The sequence below is a fragment of the Streptomyces bullii genome (genome assembly GCF_042657145.1).
GTDB classification, from domain to species: domain Bacteria; phylum Actinomycetota; class Actinomycetes; order Streptomycetales; family Streptomycetaceae; genus Streptomyces; species Streptomyces bullii.
Window position 1 is genome coordinate 605,833 of the sequence record NZ_JBHSNY010000004.1, and the last position, 18,506, is coordinate 624,338.

The window sequence follows — 18,506 nt, forward strand, 5'->3', positions numbered from 1 at the left end:
AAGCAGAACCATTGTACGAGACGTCTCGTCTCGCCTAGGGTCGGGGCATGACCAGTCCTGCTCACATCGCCATGTTCTCCATCGCCGCCCACGGCCACGTGAACCCGAGTCTCGAGGTGATCCGCGAGCTCGTCACGCGTGGCCACCGGGTCACGTACGCGATCCCGCCGCACTTCGCGGACAAGGTCGCCGCCACCGGAGCAGAACCCAAGCTCTGGAACTCGACCCTGCCCTCACCCGACGCCGACCCCGAGGCGTGGGGCAGCACCCTGCTGGACCACGTCGAGCCCTTCCTGAACGACGCGATCCAGGCGCTGCCGCAGCTGATCGAGGCGTACGAGGGGGACGAGCCGGACCTGGTGCTGCACGACATCACCGCCTACCCGGCCCGTGTGCTCGCCCACCGCTGGGGCGTGCCCGCGATCTCCCTGTCGCCGAACCTCGTCGCCTGGGACGGGTACGAGGAGGAGGTCGCCGAGCCGATGTGGGCGGAGCCGAAGCAGACCGAACGCGGACGCGCCTACTACGCCCGCTTCCACGCGTGGCTGGAGGAGAACGGGATCACCGAGCACCCGGACCCCTTCGTGGGCCGTCCCGCCCGGTCGCTCGTCCTGATCCCCAAGGTGTTGCAGCCGAACGCCGACCGGGTCGACGAGACCGTGCACACCTTCGTCGGCGCCTGCCAGGGCGACCGCGGCGCCGAGGGCGACTGGCGGCGGCCCGCCGGCGCCGAGAACGTCGTGCTCGTCTCGCTCGGGTCGGCCTTCACCAAACAGCCCGGCTTCTACCGTGAGTGCGTCCGGGCCTTCGGCGACCTGCCGGGCTGGCACACGGTGCTCCAGATCGGCGGGCAGGTCGATCCCGCCGAACTGGGGGACGTACCCGGAAACGTGGACGTGCGCTCCTGGGTGCCGCAGTTGGCGATCCTGAGGCAGGCCGATCTGTTCGTCACCCACGCCGGTGCGGGCGGCAGCCAGGAAGGGCTGGCCACCGCCACGCCGATGATCGCCGTACCCCAGGCCGTGGACCAGTTCGGCAACGCCGACATGCTGCAGGGCCTCGGCGTCGCCCGCCATGTCCCGGCCGAGGAGGCGACCGCCGGAACCCTGCGCGCGGCGGCCCTCGCGCTGGTGGACGACCCGGAGGTCGCCCGTCGCCTGAAGGACGTCCAGGCGCGGATGGCCGAGGAGGGCGGCGCCCGGCGGGCCGCCGACCTCATCGAGGCCGAACTGCCCGCCGGCCGCCGGGCGTAGGAGACGCGGGAACCGCCGGAGGCAACCGCAGCGCAAGAGGGCCCGTCGGTCCCCGGGGAAACCGACGGACCCTCGGCCGGTGGAGGGGGTCAGACCCTCAGCGGCTGCGTCTCGCCCTGGCCCGACGCCGCCGCGACGGCCTCCGACGACTCGTCGTGCGTGAGGTCGGGCAGGCGGTTCAGCCACGTCGGCAGGTACCAGTTGCGCTCACCGAGCAGCGCCATCACCGCCGGCAGCAGCACACCGCGGATGATCGTCGCGTCGATCAGCACGGCGGCGGCGAGACCGACGCCCATCTGCTTCATGGACTGCATGGACAGCGTCCCGAAGATCGCGAACACGGCGACCATGATGACCGCGGCGCTGGTGACGACACCGGCCGTGGTGACCACCCCGTGCTGAATGGCGTCCTTCGTCGTACGGCCCCGCAGCCGCGCCTCGCGGATCCGGGAGACCACGAACACGTGGTAGTCCATCGACAGGCCGAACAGGATCACGAAGAGGAACAGCGGCAGCCAGGTGATGATGGCGCCCACACCCTCCGCGCCCACCAGGGACGCGCCCCAGCCGTGCTGGAACACCGCGACGAGGATGCCGTACGCCGCGCCCACCGACAGCAGGTTCAGCACGATCGACGTGACGGCGATCGTCAGCGAGCGGAACGACAACAGCATCAGCAGGAACGCGAACACCACGACGAAGGCGAAGACCGGGACGACGGAGCCGACGAGCTGGTCGTTGAAGTCCTTGTTGCCCGCGACCTGTCCGGTGATCGGCGCCTCGACACCGTCCACCTCGCCGAGCGTGGCGGGCCGCACCTCGTCGCGCAGCTTCTCCAGGCTCGCCCCCGCCGTGTCCTGGTCGGAACCGCCGACCAGCGGGACGTACACGAACGCGATGTTCTGCGCGTCGTGCAGCTTGATCTCGACCGGGCCCCGCGAGGCACCGGAACTGATCGCCCTCTCCCGGAAGTCGGCGAGCGCCGCCTTCACCTCGGGCGCGTTGATGTCGTCGGCCTTGACGACGACCTCGGCCGGCTCGGAGCCGCCCGGGAACGCCTCGTTGACGCGGTTGTACGTCTGCACGATCGGCAGCGAGTCCCCGAACTCCTGGTCCAGCGTGAGGTTCTGGGTCTTCATGCCGAGGGCGGGAGCGGCGACCGCCAGCAGCGCACCGGCCGCCACGACGACGGAAAGCACCGGCTTGGCGAGCACGCCGCGCAGGACGGCCGTCCAGAACCGGCTCTCCCCACTGCCGCCGTTCCGGCGCCGGCGCAGGAACGGCAGACGGCCCTTCTCGACCCGCTCGCCCAGCAGCGACAGCAGGGCGGGCAGGACGGTCACGGAGCCGACCATGGCGACCGCCACGACCATCAGCGAGGCCAGACCCATCGCCTCGAACTCGGCGATCCCGGTGAACAGCATGCCCGCCATCGCCACGCACACCGTGATGCCGGAGACGACGATCGCCCGGCCGCTGGTGGCGGCGGCGATGCGCAGAGCCGTCCGCGGGTCCCGGCCGGCCTCGCGCTCCTCGCGCTCCCGGCGCAGGTAGAACAGGCAGTAGTCGACGCCGACCGCCATGCCGACCAGCAGCATCACGGAGTTCGCGGCGTCCGTCATCGGCACCACGTGGCTGACGACGCCCATCAGGCCCATCGTCGCCATGATCGCGGTGATCGCCAGCAGCACCGGCAGCAGCGCCGCCACCAGCGCGCCGAAGGCGATGAGCAGAATGCCGAGGGCCACCGGCACCGCGGAGTACTCGGCCTTCTGGAAGTCGTCCCCGAACGCGTCGTCGAACGTCTTCATCATGCTGGCGCCGCCGATCTGCTCGATCCGCAGCGACCCGTGTTCCTTCTGCACCTTCTCCACGGCGTTCAGCACGGGCTCCACCCGCTCGCCCGCGGTCTCCGCCTCGCCGCGCATGTCGAACTGCACCAGCGCGCTGCGGCCGTCCTTCGAGATCGTCTCCGTCTCGTACGGCGTCACCACGTCCGTGACCTGGCCGGTCCCCTCGACCGCCTCGACGACGGCGGTGACGGCGGCCCGGAACTCGGCGTCCGTCGCCTTGAGCCCGGCGTCCTTGGCCTGGATCAGGACGGTCTCACTGGACGGTTCGTCGATCCCGGCGTCCTCGATGATCCGGGCGGCGGTGTGCGTCTCGCCCTTCATCTGCTCGCTGTTCTTGACGTCGACCCGGCCCGCCGCCGAACCGAGCCCCATGGCCAGGACGACGAACAGCACCCAGATGCCGACGGCCGCCCATCGATGCCGTGCGCTCCAGCCGCCGGCCCGCGCGGCGAGGCCCCGCACCCGCGTTTCTCCGTTCCCCATGACGGGCTTGCTCCCTCGTCTGCGGTGACGGCCCCCTGCCGCCCCCTTCGCTTCGAAGGTATGGGCCGGATAAAGGCATATCGTCGTGCTGTCCGGTGACGTGCCGGGGCTCGAACTCATCCACTCGGCCCTCCCGCCCTCACCACTGGGGAGGACCGTGGCCCCTTACATCTACTTCGACTTCTCGGGGATGCGACTCGGGGGCGGCGCCGTCGACCTGTCCGGTCAGTCGGCGGTGATCCTCTTTGTGATTGCGCAACCTTGTCGAATAAGTCACAGGCGCGTGGAGCGGTTGATCCACCCCCCCCGCCGGTCGGCGAAGGTTTCGCGCGTCCGCCCCGAGCGGACCGCGGCCGTCGTGCCCACCCCCACGGGGCACGACGGCCGCTTATGGTGTGCGGATGACGACGACGTACGCGGCGCTGTTGCGTGGCATCAACGTGGGCGGCAAGAAGGTGCCGATGGCCGAGCTGCGCACCGTCCTGGAAGGCCTCGGCCACGACGCCGTCCGCACCTATCTCCAGAGCGGCCAGGCCGTGTTCGTCGCGGACCACGGCGACGAGGAGTCCCTGGCCGCCGAGATCACGCGGGCGATCGAGAAGCACTTCGGTTTCCACGTCGACGTGCTGGTCCGCGACCACGCCTACCTCAGGGCGGTCGCCGAGGCCTGCCCCTTCCCGGCCGCCGACCTGGACCCCAGGCAGCTGCACGTCACCTACTTCTCCGCACCCGTCACCCCCGAGCGCTTCGCGGAGATCGACCAGGCCGCCCACCTCCCCGAGGAGTTCCGGCTCGGGGACCGCGCACTGTACCTGTACGCCCCCAACGGCCTCGGCCGCTCCAAACTCGCCGAGCGCCTGGCCAAGCCCAGCATCAACAAGGGCCTGATCGCCACGACCCGGAACTGGAACACCGTCCTGAAACTGGTGGAGCTCACCCGCGACTGAGCGGCGGAGGCGGCGCAAGGCGGCAAAGGCGCCGACAGTGCGCGGGCGGCGAAACCGGCGGAAGCGGTCGTGCGCGCCGAACCGTTCGGCCCCGCCCGGGCAGGGCCACCGTGTCACGCGGCCGCGTCGAGGCGGGCCAGCTCGGCCGCCGTCAGCCGCACGGCCGCGGCGTCCAGGTTCTCCTCCAGGTGGCCGACCGACCCGGTGCCCGGCGTCGGGCACAGCACGGGGGAGTGGTGCAGCAGCCAGGCCAGGGCGATCTGGCCCGGGGTGGCACCGTGCTCGGCGGCGGAGGCGGCGCACACCGGGTCCGCCGTCAAGGCCCCGTTGCCCAGCGGGAACCATGGCAGGAAGGCGATGCCGCGTGCCTCGCACAGCCTCAACAGCGGTTCGGAGGACCGGTCCAGGACGTGGTAGCGGTTCTGGACGGAGGCGATGTCCGCCAACTCCAGGGAGGCGGTCAGCTGTTCCCGCGTCACCGTGTCCAGGCCGATGTGCCGGATCTTGCCCTCAGCGCGCAACTCGTCGAGTGCGCCGAGCTGTTCGGCCATCGGCACGTCCGGGTCCAGCCGGTGCAGCTGGTACAGGTCGATGGTGTCCAGCCGCAGCCGCCGCAGGCTCGCCTCGCACATGGCTCGCAGCCGCTCGGGCCGTCCGTCGACGTGCCAGGCGCTGTCCCCGGTCCGTACGACTCCGCCCTTGGTGGCGATCACCAGCCCGGCGGGGTAGGGGTGCAGGGCCTCGGCCACCAGTTCCTCGGCGATCGACGGGCCGTAGTTGTCCGCGGTGTCGATCAGCGTGACCCCGCGTTCGACCGCCCGCCGCAGTACCGCCACCGCCTCGCGCCGGTCGCCGCGCGGACCCCAGTACCCGGGGCCGGTGAGCTGGGCGGTGCCGTAGCCCAGGCGGCGGACCGGAAGCGTGCCGCCGACAGCGAACGTCTGTCCGATCATGGGCGGAGGGTACACCCCTGTGCGAGGCTCCTCCCATGCGCTACGTCATCATCGGAGCGGGGGCCGTCGGCGGTGTCGTCGGCGGGCGGCTGGCCCAGGCCGGGCACGAGGTGGTCCTGGTCGCGCGGGGCGCGCACCACGACGCGCTGCGGGAGCACGGGCTGCGGCTGCGGGTGCCGGAGGGCGAGTCGACGTACCGCCTGCCGGTCGTCGACGGGCCGGGCGCGCTCGGCGAACTGCGCCCCGACGACGTGCTGGTGCTCGCCGTCAAGACGCAGGACACCGACGCGGCGCTGCGGGCCTGGGGACCGGCGCCGGTGCGGGGCGGAGGCACGGCGGCCGCGCAGTTGCCGCTGGTGTGCGCGCAGAACGGTGTGGAGAGCCAGCGGCTGGCCCTGCGCCGCTTCCGGCGGGTCTACGGCGTCTGCGTCTGGCTGCCCGCCACCCACGTCGAACCGGGCGTCGTCTCCGCGGCCGGCACGCCGCTCACCGGGATCCTGCACCTCGGCCGCCACCCGCACGGCACGGACGACACCGCACGGCTCGTCGCCGCCGACCTGGAGACCGCGCGGTTCGAGGCGCCCGTCGTGCCGGACGTGGCGCGCTGGCAGTACGCCAAGCTGCTCGGGAACCTCGGCAACGCCCTGGAGGCCGTCGCCGGGCCGGTGGACAGCGACGCGGCCCGGGCGCTGTACGCGAGGGTGCGGGCCGAGGGCGAGGCGGTGCTCGACGCGGCCGGTGTGGCGTACGTCAGCGAGGCGGAGCAGCGCGAGGCCCGCGGTGACAAGGTCCGCCTCGTGCCGCTGGACGGCGTTCCGCGCGGCGGCGGCTCCTCCTGGCAGTCCCTCAGCCGTGGCACCGGCACGATCGAGGCCGACTACCTCAACGGCGAGATCGTTCTGCTGGGCCGGCTGCACGGCGTGCCGACGCCGCTGAACGAACTGCTGCAGCACCTCGCCAACACCTTCGCCCTCGAACGGCGGGCGCCGGGCTCGATGCCGGTGGCGGAGCTGGTGAGACGGGCGGAGGAGGCCGCGGCCGAGGCCGGATGGGACCACTGACTACCCACCGGAAATGGGCCTGCCTCGACGACCGGGGGGGGGGGGGGGGGGGGGCGAACTGCTGGTGCTCGACCTGTCCGGCCACCGGTAGGCGGCACCACCACCGCACTACCGTCACCGCCATGACCAATGCCGCCTCGCCCACCCGCGTCGACCTCCACGTCGACCCGCCTGCCCCTTCGCGCACCCGCACGGGCGGACCGGGCTCGACTGACGGCGCGGGGTCCGCGGGGGCGGGGCGGCCGGAGCGGGCGTGTCTCAGGCCCCGACGGCCGTCAGGGCCGGGGTGCGGGCCGCGTCGTAGCGGTGCAGGAGCAGTCGGGCCACCTCGGGCGCCGGACCGAGGACGTCCGCCAGGATGTCCGCCTCCGCCGCGCCGCGTGCGATGCGGTCCGGGAGGAAGCCGGGGGCCAGGACGTAGGGTGCGACGGCGACGCGGGCGCACCCCAGGGCGCGCAACTCCCGTACGGCGTCCTCCGTACGGGGCAGGGATGCGGAGGCGAACGCAGGCCGCACGGCGCACCAACCGGTGTGCCGCCACTCCCGCGCGATATCAGCGATCACTGCGATCGCCTCCGGGTCGGTGGACCCCGCCGAGGCCAGCACGACCCCGGTCGAGGACTTGTCGGCGGGGCTCAGCCCCGCCTCGTTCAGGCGCCGTTCCAGCGCCGACAGCAGGAGCGGGGAGGGGCCCAGCACCTCCGCCTGGCGGATGCGCAGCCGCCCGGGCGCGTCCGCGAGGACCGCCGGGATGTCCGCCTTCGCGTGGAACGCGCGGGTCAGCAGAAGGGGAAGGGCGACGACGTCGCGGACGCCCTCCGCCGCCAGGGACTCCAGGACGCCCTGCACCGAGGGCACGTTGAACTCCAGGAAGCCGGTCTCCACCCGCAGCCCGGGCCGCAGCGACCGTACCCGGCGCACCAGGGCGTGCACCGTCGCGGCATGGCGCGGATCGCGGCTGCCGTGCGCGATGACGACGAGGACGGGGCGGGCCGGAGTCAGCATGCGTGCCGTCAGCTCCTCACCAGCAGACCGCGGCTGCGCAGCACCCACCGCTCCAGCGGGCTGAAGATCAGCAGGTCGATGGCGATGCCGACGATCAGGATGAGCAGGATGGCCTCGAACACCATCGCCATGTCGCTGGCGTTGCGGCCGTTCTCCAGCAGCTGCCCGAGACCGACGCCGAGGTCGGGGAAGGACGCGATGATCTCCGCGGCCATCAAAGAGCGCCAGGAGAACGCCCAGCCCTGCTTCAGGCCGGCGACGTAACCGGGCAGGGCGGCCGGCAGCACGATGTGCCAGGTGCCCTTCAGACCGGTCGCACCCATCGTGCGCCCGGCGCGCAGGAACAGCGGGGGGACCTGGTCCACGCCGGAGACGAGGCCGTTGGCGATGGACGGGACCGCTCCGAGCAGGATCACCGCGTACATCATCGAGTTGTTCAGGCCCAGCCAGATCACCGCCGGAGGCACCCACGCCACGGAGGGCAGGGACTGCAGGCCGGACAGGATCGGGCCGATGGCCGCGCGCACGAACTTCACCCGGGCCACCAGCAGCCCCAGCGGTGTGCCGATCAGCAGGGCGAAGCAGAAGCCGAGCAGACCGCGCGAGACGCTGGTCCAGATGTAGCCGAGCAGCTCGCCCTGGAGCCAGGCCTGGTGGACCACGTTCCACACGTCGGCGGGCGCGGGCAGCTTCGTCGGGTCGTCGACGACCTTGAAGGAGACCAGCGCCTGCCACACCGCGAGCACCAGCACGACGGCGGTGACCGGCGGCAGGATCTTCTCCCGGAGGACCAGCCGGAACGGCTTGCGCGTCTGCTGCACCGTCTCCAGCGCGTCCAGGCCCGCCTCCAGACCGGCGAGGTCGCCACCGTCCCTGGTGTCCTTGGTGCCCTTGGCGGCCGTGGTGTCAGTGCTGGCCATGTCGGCGGATCTCCCCCCGCAGTTGTTCGGTGATCTCGACGGACAGCTCCGCCACCGCCGTGTCCTCGATACGGCGCGGGTGCGGGATGTCGACCGTCCACTCGCGGGCGATGCGTCCCGGCCGGGACGACAGCAGCACCACGCGCTGGGCGAGGCGCACCGCCTCGCGCACGTTGTGCGTGACGAACAGGACGGACAGCCGTGTCTCCCGCCAGATGCGGGTCAGCTCGTCGTGCAGCACGTCCCGGGTGATGGCGTCGAGCGCGGCGAACGGCTCGTCCATCAGCAGCAGCTTGCTCTCCTGGGCGAGCGCGCGGGCCAGCGCGACCCGCTGGCGCATACCGCCGGACAGCTCGTGCACCCGCTTGCCGTACGCGCCCTTGAGCCGCACGAGCTCCAGCAGCTCCTCGGCCCGCTCGCGCCGTTCGGCCTTCGCCACGCCCCTGAGTTTCAGGGCGAGTTCGATGTTCTTGCCGGCGGTCAGCCACGGGAACAGGGCGTGCTCCTGGAACATCAGGGCGGGCCGGCCGTCCGTGGTGATGTCGCCGGCGGTGGGCCGGTCCAGGCCGGCCACCAGGTTCAGCAGGGTGGACTTGCCGCAGCCCGAGGCCCCCAGGAGGGTGACGAACTCGCCGGGCGCGACATCGAGGCTGATGTCGTCCAGCACGAGCTGCTGCCCGGCGGGGCCCGCGAACGACTTCGAGACGTGCTCGATCCGGGCGGCGTGCGTGGCCGCCTCGGTGCCGTCGGCGGCCCTGGCGAGGGTCGTGGCCATGGTCGTCACCTCCTGGGACTGTTCGGGATGCGGGTTTACCGGGCGCCGAGACCGGCGTCGTCGACCGTGGGCTCGCCCTCGGCCTTGAGGACCTTGTTGAGCAGCGTGAGGTCGTAGATGCCGTTCAGGTCGGGCTTCTGCAGCAGGTTCGCCTTGACGGCGTGCTCCGCCTCGGTGCTGAGGGTCGCGGCCAGCGGGTCGTCGGTGAACCGGATCGACTTCCACGCAGGGTCCAGCACGTCGGCCGGCAGCGCCTTGCCGGTGTCGATCTCCAACTGCTTGTTGGCCGCCGCCTTCGCCGCGTCCGGGTGGGCGTTGATCCACTTGTTGGTCTCGACCGACGCCCTGAGCACCGCCTCGACGGCCTTCGGGTGCTTGGTCAGGAAATCCTGCCGCACGATGATGTTCGTGATCACGAACTTCCTGTCCGGCCACAGCGACGCCTCGTCCAGCAGCACCTTGCCGCCCTCGGCGACCAGCTTCGACGCGGTCGGCTCCGGCACCCACGCACCGTCGACGGACCCGGCCTTGTAGGCGTCCGGGGTGACCTTGTTGTCGCTGCGGACCACCGTGACGTCGCCCTTGCCGCTCTGCGGATCGACCTTCCAGCCCTGCTCAGCGGCCCAGTTGAGGAACGCCACGTCCTGGGTGTTGCCCAGCTGCGGGGTCGCGATCCGCTTGCCCTTGACGTCCTTCAGCGACTTGATCTTCTCGGGGTTGACCACGAGTTTCACGCCGCCGGAGGCCGAACCGCCGATGATCCGCAGGTTCCTGCCGTCCGACTTGGTGTAGCCGTTGATCGCCGGTGACGGGCCGATCCAGCCGATGTCGATGGAGCCGGAGTTGAGCGCCTCGATCTCGGACGGGCCGGCGTTGAAGGTCGCGTAGTCGGCCCTGGTGGCGCCCAGTTCCTTCTGGAAGAAGCCCTTGTCCCGGCCGACCAGCGCCGTTCCGTGGGTCAGGTTGCCGAAGTAGCCGATCCTGACGGAGTCCAGACCGTCGATCTTCTTCGCCCCGGCGGCGACCTTCACGGTGTCGTCGTTCTTGGCCTGGGAGCCGTAGCCGCAGGCGGCGAGGGTGAGCAGGGGGAGCGCGGCGAGGGCCGCGACGGTGCGGCTGAGGGCTGTGCTGGCAGGCACGGGAGGCGTTCCTCTCGTTGGCCCGGCGGTCACGTCTGTCAGGTCGTGGCCGGGAGGTCGGCAGGTTTTCGTCTACGGCGGTGGGGGGTGAGGGCGCGCGAGCCGTGCGCGTACGTCAGCGCGCACATCGCGGGACTCCGCCCTGCCCGCTGCCGAGAGCACCGCTGCCGACGCGGCCGCCCTCCTTGGCGAACATCGAGTAGAAGTCGGGGGAGGTCATGGTCAGAAGTCCCACCCGTCGTCGTCCGTCTCGTCCTTGACCGGCTCCGGGGAGGCGAAGGATTCGCCGACCATGCCGGCGGTGAGGGTGGTGCCGTCGTTCGGGTCGATCAGGATGAACGAGCCGGTGCGGCGCGAGTCGGAGTAGGAGTCGACCGGCAGCGGCTCGGCGGTGCGGATCTTCACCCGGCCGATGTCGTTGGCGACGAGCTGCCCCGGGTGCGGGTGCAGGGACAGGTCGTCGAGGGTGAGCCGGGACGGGATGTCCTTGACGATCGCCTTCACCGTGCGGGTGCCGTGCTTGAGCAGCACCCGGTGGCCGACCCTCAGCGGCTCGTCGGCCACGTGGCAGACGGTCGCCTCGATGTCCTGCGTGGTCGGCGGCGCGTCCTTGCTGGGCACGATCAGGTCGCCGCGCGAGATGTCGATGTCGTCCTCCAGCAGGAGCGTCACCGACTGCGGCGTCCACGCCACGTCGACGGGCCTGCCCAGCAGGTCGATCCCGACGATCTTCGTGGCCCGGCCGGACGGCAGCACGGTCACGGACTCGCCGGCCCGGAAGGTGCCCGCCGCGATCTGCCCCGCGTAGCCCCGGTAGTCGGGGTGCTCGGCGGTCTGCGGCCGGATCACGTACTGCACGGGCAGCCGGGCGTGGCAGTGCGCCAGGTCGTGGCTGACCGGCACGGTCTCCAGGTGCTCCAGCACCGTCGGCCCGGCGTACCAGTCCATGTTCGCGGACGGTTCCACGACGTTGTCCCCGGCGAGCGCCGAGATCGGGATCGCGGTGACCTCGGGGACGCCCAGCTCGGTGGCGTACGCCGTGAACTTCTCGGCGATCGCCGCGAACACCTTCTCCTCGTAGCCGACGAGGTCCATCTTGTTGACGGCGAGGACCACGTGCGGCACGCGCAGCAGGGCGGCGATGGCGGCGTGCCGGCGGGTCTGCTCGACGACCCCGTTGCGCGCGTCGACCAGGATCACCGTCAGCTCGGCGGTCGAGGCGCCGGTGACCATGTTCCGCGTGTACTGCACATGGCCCGGGGTGTCGGCCAGGATGAACCGGCGGCGGGGCGTGGCGAAGTAGCGGTAGGCCACGTCGATGGTGATGCCCTGCTCCCGCTCGGCCCGCAGACCGTCGGTGAGCAGCGCCAGGTCCGGGCCCTCCTGGCCACGGCTGGCGGAGGCGCGCGCCACGGCCTCCAGCTGGTCGGTGAGCACCGACTTGGAGTCGTGCAGGAGGCGGCCGACGAGCGTGGACTTGCCGTCGTCGACGGAGCCTGCGGTGGCGAACCGCAGCAGGGTGGTGGCCGAGAGTTCCTCGGTCGTGGTCGTGCTCATGCTTAGAAGTACCCCTCGCGCTTGCGGTCTTCCATCGCGGCCTCGGAGAGCTTGTCGTCGGCGCGGGTGGCGCCGCGCTCGGTGAGCCGGGAGGCGGCGATCTCCGTGATCACCTTTTCGATGGTGTCGGCGTCGGAGTCGACGGCGCCGGTGCAGGACATGTCACCGACGGTCCGGTAGCGCACCAGCCGCTTCTCGACGACCTCGCCGTCCTTCGGCCCGCCCCACTCGCCGGCCGTCAGCCACATGCCGCCCCGCTGGAAGACCTCCCGCTCGTGGGCGTAGTAGATCTCCGGCAGTTCGATGCCCTCACGGGCGATGTACTGCCACACGTCCAGCTCGGTCCAGTTGGACAGCGGGAACACGCGCACGTGCTCGCCGGGCGCGTGGCGGCCGTTGTACAGGTTCCACAGCTCGGGGCGCTGGCGGCGCGGGTCCCACTGGGAGAACTCGTCGCGCAGCGAGAACACCCGCTCCTTGGCGCGGGCCTTCTCCTCGTCGCGGCGCCCGCCGCCGAACACGGCGTCGAACCTCTCGCTCTGGATCTTCTCCGTGAGCGGCAGCGTCTGCAGCGGGTTGCGGGTGCCGTCCGGACGCTCCTTGAGCACACCCCGGTCGATGTAGTCCTGCACGGACGCGACGTGCAGCCGCAGCCCGTGCCGGGCGACCGTGCGGTCCCGGTAGTCGATGACCTCGGGGAAGTTGTGCCCGGTGTCCACGTGCAGCAGCGCGAACGGCACCGGCGCCGGGGCGAAGGCCTTCAGCGCCAGGTGCAGCATGACGATGGAGTCCTTGCCGCCGGAGAACAGGATCACCGGGTTCTCGAACTCGCCCGCCACCTCGCGGAAGATGTGCACCGCCTCGGACTCGAGGGCGTCCAGGTGCGAGAGGGCGTACGGGCTGTCGGTCTCCTCGGACACGGTGGCGACGGTCGTCGTCATGCTGCAACCCTTTCGTTCGCTTCTCCGCCCGCGCGGCGCAGAGGTGCGGCCTTCGTCGTCGTCTGCGGCCGGGTGGCCGCGCGCGCGTCGCTCACAGGACTCCCCTTTCGCCGAGCAGGGCGTACACCGACGCCGCGGACTCCTGCACGGTCTGGTTCTGCGACTCGATCCGCAGATCGGGCGACTCGGGCTCCTCGTACGGGTCGTCGACCCCGGTGAGCCCCTTCAGCTCGCCCGCGGCCTGCTTGGCGTACAGACCCTTCACATCGCGTACGGAGCACACCTCGACCGGGGTCGCCACGTGGATCTCCAGGTACGCCGTGCCGTTCTGCTGGTGGCGCTTGCGCACCGCCTCGCGGCTGTCCTGGTACGGGGCGATCACCGGCACGAGGGCGAGCACGCCGTTGCGGGCGAGCAGTTCGGCGACGTAGCCGATGCGCTGCACGTTGGTGTGCCGGTCCTCGCGGGAGAAGCCGAGGCCCGCCGAGATGAACTCGCGGATCTCGTCCCCGTCGAGCACCTCGACGCGGTGCCCCTCCTCGCGGAGCCGGCCGGCCAGCTCGTAGGCGATGGTGGTCTTGCCGGCGCTCGGCAGACCGGTGAGCCAGACGGTGGCTCCGCTCGTCACGTCAGTCTCCTGAATCGTCGTCGTCATCCGTGCAGCCCGCACTCGGTCTTGGCCCGGCCCGCCCACCGTCCGGCGCGCGCGTCCTCGCCCTCCAGCACGCGGCGGGTGCAGGGCGCGCAGCCGATGGAGGCGTAGCCGTCCATCAGCAGCGGGTTGGTCAGGACGCCGTGCTCGGCGACGTAGGCGTCCACGTCGTCCTGCGTCCAGCGGGCGATCGGGGAGATCTTGACCTTCTGCCGCTTGTCGTCCCAGCCCACGACCGGGGTGTTCGCCCGGGTCGGCGACTCGTCGCGGCGCAGCCCGGTCGCCCAGGCCAGGTAGCGCTGGAGGCCCTCCTCCAGCGGCTGGACCTTGCGGAGCTTGCAGCACAGGTCGGGGTCGCGGTCGTGCAGCTTCGGGCCGTACTGGGCGTCCTGCTCGGCGACTGTCTGCTTCGGCGTGAGCGTGATGAGGTTGACGTCCATCACGGCCTCGACCGCGTCCCGCGTCCCGATCGTCTCGGGGAAGTGGTAGCCGGTGTCGAGGAACACCACGTCGACGCCGGGCATCGCACGGGAGGCGAGGTGGGCGACCACCGCGTCCTCCATCGAGGACGTCACGCAGAAGCGCTTGCCGAACGTCTCGGCGGCCCACTGGAGGATCTCCAGCGCGGTGGCGTCCTCCAGGTCACGGCCCGCCTGCTCGGCGAGCGCCTTGAGATCCTCGGTGGTGCGCTCTTCCCGAATCGCCGTCATATCTGTGCCCCTCCGTCGTCGGCTCGCCGAAGCCCCCGGGCCAGCAGCCCGAGGAACTTCAGCTGGAAGGCTCGATTGCACGCCGCGCATTCCCACGCGCCGTGGCTGCCTTCGACGGCCTCACTGGGCCGAAGGTCCTCGTCGCCGCAGTACGGGCAGTAGAAGGGAGCCGCGCGCTCGGTCATGACAGGGCCTCCTCGCTGGCCCGGGCGGCCCACGTCGCGAAACGCTCGCCTTCCTCACGTTCGGCCTGGAACCGCTTCAGCACCCGCTCGACGTAGTCGGGCAGCTCCTCCGAGGTGACCTTCAGACCGCGCACCTTGCGGCCGAAGCCCGCCTCCAGGCCGAGCGCGCCGCCCAGGTGCACCTGGAAGCCCTCGACCTGCTCGCCCTGGTCGTTGAGGACCAGCTGCCCCTTGAGACCGATGTCCGCGACCTGGATACGGGCGCACGCGTTCGGGCAGCCGTTGAGGTTGATGGTGATCGGCTCGTCGAACTCCGGCAGACGGCGCTCCAGTTCGTCGATGAGGGTGGAGCCGCGCTGCTTGGTCTCGACGATGGCGAGCTTGCAGAACTCGATGCCGGTGCAGGCCATCGTGCCGCGCCGGAACGGGGACGGCTTGGCGGTGAGGTCCAGCGCCTCCAGGGACTCCACCAGCGAGTCGACCTGCGCCTCCTCGACATCCAGGATGATCATCTTCTGCTCGACGGTGGTCCGCACCCGGCCCGAGCCGTGCGCCTCCGCGAGGTCGGCGATCTTCGTCAGGGTCGTGCCGTCGACACGGCCGACGCGCGGGGCGAAACCGACGTAGTAACGGCCGTCCTTCTGACGGTGGACGCCGACGTGGTCGCGCCACTGCTGGACGGGCTGCTCGGGGGCGGGGCCGTCGACCAGCTTCCGCTTCAGGTACTCGTCCTCCAGCACCTGGCGGAACTTCTCGGCACCCCAGTCGGCGACGAGGAACTTCAGGCGGGCCCGGGTGCGCAGCCGCCGGTACCCGTAGTCCCGGAAGATCGACAGGACGCCCTCGTAGACGTCGGGGACCTCGTCGATCGGCACCCAGGCGCCCAGCCGCACGCCCAGCTTGGGGTTGGTGGACAGGCCGCCGCCGACCCACACGTCGAAGCCCGGGCCGTGCTCGGGGTGCCGGACGCCGACGAACGCGACGTCGTTGATCTCGTGCACCACGTCCAGCACCGGGGAGCCGGAGATGGCCGTCTTGAACTTGCGGGGGAGGTTCGAATACGCCTTGTTGTTCAGCACTCGGCGCTTCATCTCCTCCAGCGCCGGAGTGCCGTCGATGATCTCGTCCTCGGCGATGCCGGCGACCGGGGAGCCGATCATCACGCGCGGGGTGTCGCCGCAGGCGGTGACGGTGGACAGGCCCACGGCCTCCAGCCGGTTCCAGATCTCCGGCACGTCCTCGATCCGGATCCAGTGGTACTGGACGTTCTGCCGGTCGGTGATGTCGGCGGTGCCGCGCGCGAACTCCTGCGAGATCTCGCCGATCACCCGCAGCTGGCGGGTGGTCAGCGCACCGCCGTCGATACGGACGCGCAGCATGAAGTACTCGTCGTCCAGCTCCTCCGGCTCCAGGACCGCGGTCTTGCCGCCGTCGATGCCGGGCTTGCGCTGGGTGTACAGACCCCACCAGCGCATCCGGCCGCGCAGGTCGTTGGGGTCGATGGAGTCGAAGCCCCGCTTGGAGTAGATCGTCTCAATGCGTGTCCGCACATTGAGACCGTCGTCGTCCTTCTTGAACTGTTCGTTGCCGTTGAGCGGGGTGAAGTGACCCGCGGCCCACTGGCCCTCGCCGCGGTGACGGCTCACCTTGCGGCGGGGAGTCGCGGCGGCAGGGTTCTGCGGGGTGGCGGCCATGGTGGACACGTCCTTCGGGACAGGCGGAAAGCGGCTGACCTGCGCCGTGCGGGCGCGTGGGCATAGGGGTGCTGCGTCGCGCGTCATTGCGCGGAAAGGGGTTCTGGGGAGGATGTCGGCGCTGCTGGAGGGTGCTGACCAGCTCTCAGCGCGCCGGACAGATGGCGCTGGACATGCGGCCGAGGTCGACGTGCCGCCGACTCACCAAGGCAATTCCAGTTCCAGACATGACGGAAGCGTGTCACGGCGATCTGGACACAGTCCAGCTTCGTCCGTCATGCGGACACCCTTGTCTCGAAATGCAAGACAAGGGTGTCGTTGGTCACACGTCGCGCGAGACGTCTTGTCCGCGCAGGTCAGGCCGGGTACGCACCAGGCCAGGGTCCCGGCGCGGCCACCTCCGGCTCCTCCTCGACCTTGGTGTCGAACAGCCGGAAGCCGCGGCGCTCGTAGTTCACCATCGCGTGCTCGCCGTCCTTGCTGCACGTGTGCAGCCACACCCGCTTCGTCGCCGCCAGCCCCGGCCAGCGGTCGGCGAGGTCCCAGGCGCGGGCGGTGCCGTACGACAGCAGGTGTCCGCCGATGCGCCGGCCGCGGAAGGCCGGGAGGAGGCCGAAGTAGACGATCTCCACCACGCCGTCGTCCTGAGGGTCCAGCTCCACGTACCCCGCGGGCGTGCCCCGGTCGTACGCCACCCAGGTCTCCACCCCGGGCCGCTCCAGGTGCTCCCGCCACCGCGCGTACGTCCAGCTCAGCCGGTCCGTCCAGTGGATGTCGCCGCCGACCGAGGCGTACAGGAAGCGGCTGAACTCGGGCGAGGGGACCTCGGAGCGGACGACCCGGACGTCCCCCTCCGGCGGGGCGGCCGGCAGCAGGTCGGTCGGGGCGGTCTGCTCCAGGGACCAGGTGGTCACGGCGATGGTGGTCATGCCGCTCAGGGAACCATCCGGTCCATGGATCTGTCGAACGGCCGTCCGGTGTCCGAGGGGCGGGCAACCGGTCCACGGACCGGTCGATCAGTCCACGGACCGGTCGATCGACTCCAGCGGCAGGGCGAAGAGCATCCGGCCCGACTGCGACCAGACCTCGCCGGTCTTCTCCCAGTAGGACAGCGAGCCCGGCAGGCCGCTCCAGCAGCGGCTGGTCTCGTCGGCGCCGCACCGCGTCGCCCGCCCGCCGTCCTCGTCCTGCCGCCACAGGGTGCCGTGCCCCTCCGGGGTGCGGGCCGCCCGGGCGAGATACCAGGCCGAGCCGTACGACAGCACCCCCCGCACGTCGGTCGTCCTCGTCCCGTACGCCTCGGCGGCCGGGGTGTGTCCGTCGGTGCCGGTGGCGAGCAGACCGGCGCGGGCCGAGTCCCTGTCGAAGGTGTAGCGCCACAGCCGGGTGGGCCGCTCGGAGTCCGCGGGCACCCGCTCGCTCGCTACGAGGCTGTCGGGCGCCGTGCTGCGGTCCAGGGAGATGCCGCCCAGCCGCGGGACGCCCGCGCCGGCGGGCAGCCGGTAGGAGGCGACGGCGGGCAGCACGAACGGGGAGCCGGCCGCCGCCCAGCCGCCGGTCACCCGGCCGATCGCGTCGGCGTCGACGGTGGCCCGCTGGATCCGGTCCACGTCGTACACGTACAACGCCTCACGGTCGCCGTCGCGCGCGGTGACCAGCAGCTTGTCCTGGTACCAGACCATGCCCGACACCGGCGAGACCAGCCCCCGGTAGTCACGGCCCTCGTCCACGGGCACCGCGAGCAGCGCCCAGGTGTACGTGACGTGTGCCGGGTCGCTGGTGTCGACGAAGGCGACCCTGGCCGGCCCCCCGCCGTCCCGGCCGGTGTCACGGGACCAGGCGGACAGGATCACCCGCTGCTCGCCCCACCGGCCGTCGTCGTCCGCGTCGCCGGAGGTCGTGACCGCGCCGGGCCGCCAGCCCTCGGTGTCGGCCGTGCTCCAGCAGTACGCGCGCGTGGCCGCGGGTTCGACGGGCAGGGCGTGCCGGTCGGCGGTCGTGCAGTCGGCCGCGTCGGGGAGGTCCTCGGTGGCGCTCGTCAGGACGCCGCGGACACCGACGGGCCGGCCCATCTCCGAGGCGAGCCGGTCGAGCCAGGGCCGCGGCACCCGGTCCTCGGTCAGCCGCAGCCGCGCGGTCTCGGCCGACCTGGTGATCGGCTTCAGCGCTCCGGGGTCGCCGGCGACCGTGGCCTGCGAGGCGCTGATCATCGTGGCCGCGGCGGTGAGAGCGAAGGCGGTCCCGGCCAGGGCGGCGCGCAGCGCCCTGCCCCGCCTGCGTCGACGGTGTCTGCCGCGATGCTTCATCGATCCTCCCGAGGCGGGTCAACTGCGCCTGCTGATCAGTAGGTTGACCGAGGAGCAGGTGGGGTGGCCCGT

General features: G+C 71.5%; 18 protein-coding genes. 3 read left to right on the plus strand and 15 right to left on the minus strand.

What is annotated here, in order from left to right; translation table 11 throughout:
* The first annotated feature begins 47 nt into the window (after positions 1-47).
* Positions 48-1,253, plus strand: coding sequence for a macrolide-inactivating glycosyltransferase (gene mgt / locus ACFPZJ_RS14185; protein WP_381021124.1), 1,206 nt, complete (start codon positions 48-50; stop codon positions 1,251-1,253).
* Positions 1,254-1,342: 89 nt separating this feature from the next.
* Here mgt and ACFPZJ_RS14190 read toward each other — a convergent pair whose 3' ends face one another.
* Positions 1,343-3,589: an MMPL family transporter gene (locus tag ACFPZJ_RS14190; protein ID WP_381021125.1), complete on the minus strand. Its 2,247-nt coding sequence runs from the start codon at positions 3,587-3,589 to the stop codon at positions 1,343-1,345.
* Positions 3,590-3,990: 401 nt separating this feature from the next.
* Between ACFPZJ_RS14190 and ACFPZJ_RS14195 the strand changes: the two genes are divergently transcribed.
* A complete protein-coding gene (locus tag ACFPZJ_RS14195; RefSeq protein WP_381021127.1) occupies positions 3,991-4,536 on the plus strand; it encodes a DUF1697 domain-containing protein in 546 nt (181 codons plus the stop codon).
* A 113-nt stretch (positions 4,537-4,649) separates the two neighbouring features.
* On the opposite strand, the gene ACFPZJ_RS14200 is transcribed toward ACFPZJ_RS14195, so the two are convergent.
* Positions 4,650-5,489, minus strand: coding sequence for an aldo/keto reductase (locus tag ACFPZJ_RS14200; RefSeq protein WP_381021128.1), 840 nt, complete (start codon positions 5,487-5,489; stop codon positions 4,650-4,652).
* 35 nt (positions 5,490-5,524) lie between these two features.
* Here ACFPZJ_RS14200 and ACFPZJ_RS14205 point away from each other — a divergent pair, with 35 nt between their 5' ends.
* Complete coding sequence (locus tag ACFPZJ_RS14205; RefSeq protein ID WP_381021129.1) at positions 5,525-6,550, plus strand: ketopantoate reductase family protein; 1,026 nt, start codon at positions 5,525-5,527, stop codon at positions 6,548-6,550.
* A 258-nt stretch (positions 6,551-6,808) separates the two neighbouring features.
* Here ACFPZJ_RS14205 and ACFPZJ_RS14210 read toward each other — a convergent pair whose 3' ends face one another.
* The 13 genes from ACFPZJ_RS14210 to ACFPZJ_RS14270 form a co-directional block, all read right to left on the minus strand.
* Positions 6,809-7,555 (minus strand): sirohydrochlorin chelatase, encoded by a 747-nt coding sequence (locus ACFPZJ_RS14210; RefSeq protein WP_381021130.1) that lies wholly within the window; start codon positions 7,553-7,555, stop codon positions 6,809-6,811.
* Positions 7,556-7,563: 8 nt separating this feature from the next.
* Positions 7,564-8,475 carry an ABC transporter permease gene (locus ACFPZJ_RS14215; protein WP_381021132.1) on the minus strand — a complete coding sequence of 304 codons (912 nt, stop codon included), beginning with the start codon at positions 8,473-8,475 and terminating at the stop codon, positions 7,564-7,566.
* A complete protein-coding gene (locus ACFPZJ_RS14220) occupies positions 8,462-9,250 on the minus strand; it encodes an ABC transporter ATP-binding protein (protein ID WP_381021133.1) in 789 nt (262 codons plus the stop codon). Before ACFPZJ_RS14220 ends, ACFPZJ_RS14215 begins: the two co-directional genes overlap by 14 nt.
* Positions 9,251-9,285: 35 nt before the next feature.
* Entirely contained in the window at positions 9,286-10,389 is a 1,104-nt protein-coding gene (locus ACFPZJ_RS14225; protein WP_381021134.1) for an aliphatic sulfonate ABC transporter substrate-binding protein, read from the minus strand.
* Between the two features lie 222 nt (positions 10,390-10,611).
* Positions 10,612-11,946 carry a sulfate adenylyltransferase subunit 1 gene (locus ACFPZJ_RS14230; RefSeq protein ID WP_381021135.1) on the minus strand — a complete coding sequence of 445 codons (1,335 nt, stop codon included), beginning with the start codon at positions 11,944-11,946 and terminating at the stop codon, positions 10,612-10,614.
* Between the two features lie 2 nt (positions 11,947-11,948).
* Entirely contained in the window at positions 11,949-12,887 is a 939-nt protein-coding gene (gene cysD, locus ACFPZJ_RS14235) for a sulfate adenylyltransferase subunit CysD (protein ID WP_381021136.1), read from the minus strand.
* A gap of 91 nt (positions 12,888-12,978) precedes the next feature.
* A complete protein-coding gene (cysC, locus tag ACFPZJ_RS14240; RefSeq protein WP_381021137.1) occupies positions 12,979-13,515 on the minus strand; it encodes an adenylyl-sulfate kinase in 537 nt (178 codons plus the stop codon).
* A 23-nt stretch (positions 13,516-13,538) separates the two neighbouring features.
* Positions 13,539-14,249, minus strand: a complete 711-nt coding sequence (locus ACFPZJ_RS14245) for a phosphoadenylyl-sulfate reductase (protein WP_381021139.1) — start codon at positions 14,247-14,249, stop codon at positions 13,539-13,541.
* Positions 14,246-14,434, minus strand: a complete 189-nt coding sequence (locus tag ACFPZJ_RS14250; RefSeq protein WP_381021140.1) for a PDDEXK family nuclease — start codon at positions 14,432-14,434, stop codon at positions 14,246-14,248. The genes ACFPZJ_RS14245 and ACFPZJ_RS14250 overlap by 4 nt, the downstream gene beginning before the upstream one ends.
* On the minus strand, positions 14,431-16,128 hold the full coding sequence (locus ACFPZJ_RS14255; RefSeq protein ID WP_381021141.1) for a nitrite/sulfite reductase: 1,698 nt from the start codon (positions 16,126-16,128) through the stop codon (positions 14,431-14,433). The genes ACFPZJ_RS14250 and ACFPZJ_RS14255 overlap by 4 nt, the downstream gene beginning before the upstream one ends.
* Positions 16,129-16,273: 145 nt before the next feature.
* Entirely contained in the window at positions 16,274-16,357 is an 84-nt protein-coding gene (locus ACFPZJ_RS14260; protein WP_310591794.1) for a putative leader peptide, read from the minus strand.
* A 127-nt stretch (positions 16,358-16,484) separates the two neighbouring features.
* Positions 16,485-17,057 carry a GNAT family N-acetyltransferase gene (locus ACFPZJ_RS14265; RefSeq protein ID WP_381021142.1) on the minus strand — a complete coding sequence of 191 codons (573 nt, stop codon included), beginning with the start codon at positions 17,055-17,057 and terminating at the stop codon, positions 16,485-16,487.
* Between the two features lie 87 nt (positions 17,058-17,144).
* Positions 17,145-18,434 (minus strand): hypothetical protein, encoded by a 1,290-nt coding sequence (locus ACFPZJ_RS14270; protein WP_381021144.1) that lies wholly within the window; start codon positions 18,432-18,434, stop codon positions 17,145-17,147.
* Positions 18,435-18,506: the final 72 nt, after the last annotated feature.

Bases quoted from the DNA above. Each gene is read 5' to 3' on its own strand.
- mgt (WP_381021124.1), top strand. From the start codon at position 48: ATGACCAGTCCTGCTCACATCGCCATGTTCTCCATCGCCGCCCACGGC.
- ACFPZJ_RS14190 (WP_381021125.1), bottom strand. From the start codon at position 3,589: ATGGGGAACGGAGAAACGCGGGTGCGGGGCCTCGCCGCGCGGGCCGGC.
- ACFPZJ_RS14195 (WP_381021127.1), top strand. From the start codon at position 3,991: ATGACGACGACGTACGCGGCGCTGTTGCGTGGCATCAACGTGGGCGGC.
- ACFPZJ_RS14200 (WP_381021128.1), bottom strand. From the start codon at position 5,489: ATGATCGGACAGACGTTCGCTGTCGGCGGCACGCTTCCGGTCCGCCGC.
- ACFPZJ_RS14205 (WP_381021129.1), top strand. From the start codon at position 5,525: ATGCGCTACGTCATCATCGGAGCGGGGGCCGTCGGCGGTGTCGTCGGC.
- ACFPZJ_RS14210 (WP_381021130.1), bottom strand. From the start codon at position 7,555: ATGCTGACTCCGGCCCGCCCCGTCCTCGTCGTCATCGCGCACGGCAGC.
- ACFPZJ_RS14215 (WP_381021132.1), bottom strand. From the start codon at position 8,475: ATGGCCAGCACTGACACCACGGCCGCCAAGGGCACCAAGGACACCAGG.
- ACFPZJ_RS14220 (WP_381021133.1), bottom strand. From the start codon at position 9,250: ATGGCCACGACCCTCGCCAGGGCCGCCGACGGCACCGAGGCGGCCACG.
- ACFPZJ_RS14230 (WP_381021135.1), bottom strand. From the start codon at position 11,946: ATGAGCACGACCACGACCGAGGAACTCTCGGCCACCACCCTGCTGCGG.
- cysD (WP_381021136.1), bottom strand. From the start codon at position 12,887: ATGACGACGACCGTCGCCACCGTGTCCGAGGAGACCGACAGCCCGTAC.
- ACFPZJ_RS14245 (WP_381021139.1), bottom strand. From the start codon at position 14,249: ATGACGGCGATTCGGGAAGAGCGCACCACCGAGGATCTCAAGGCGCTC.
- ACFPZJ_RS14250 (WP_381021140.1), bottom strand. From the start codon at position 14,434: ATGACCGAGCGCGCGGCTCCCTTCTACTGCCCGTACTGCGGCGACGAG.
- ACFPZJ_RS14255 (WP_381021141.1), bottom strand. From the start codon at position 16,128: ATGGCCGCCACCCCGCAGAACCCTGCCGCCGCGACTCCCCGCCGCAAG.
- ACFPZJ_RS14260 (WP_310591794.1), bottom strand. From the start codon at position 16,357: ATGTCTGGAACTGGAATTGCCTTGGTGAGTCGGCGGCACGTCGACCTC.
- ACFPZJ_RS14265 (WP_381021142.1), bottom strand. From the start codon at position 17,057: ATGACCACCATCGCCGTGACCACCTGGTCCCTGGAGCAGACCGCCCCG.
- ACFPZJ_RS14270 (WP_381021144.1), bottom strand. From the start codon at position 18,434: ATGAAGCATCGCGGCAGACACCGTCGACGCAGGCGGGGCAGGGCGCTG.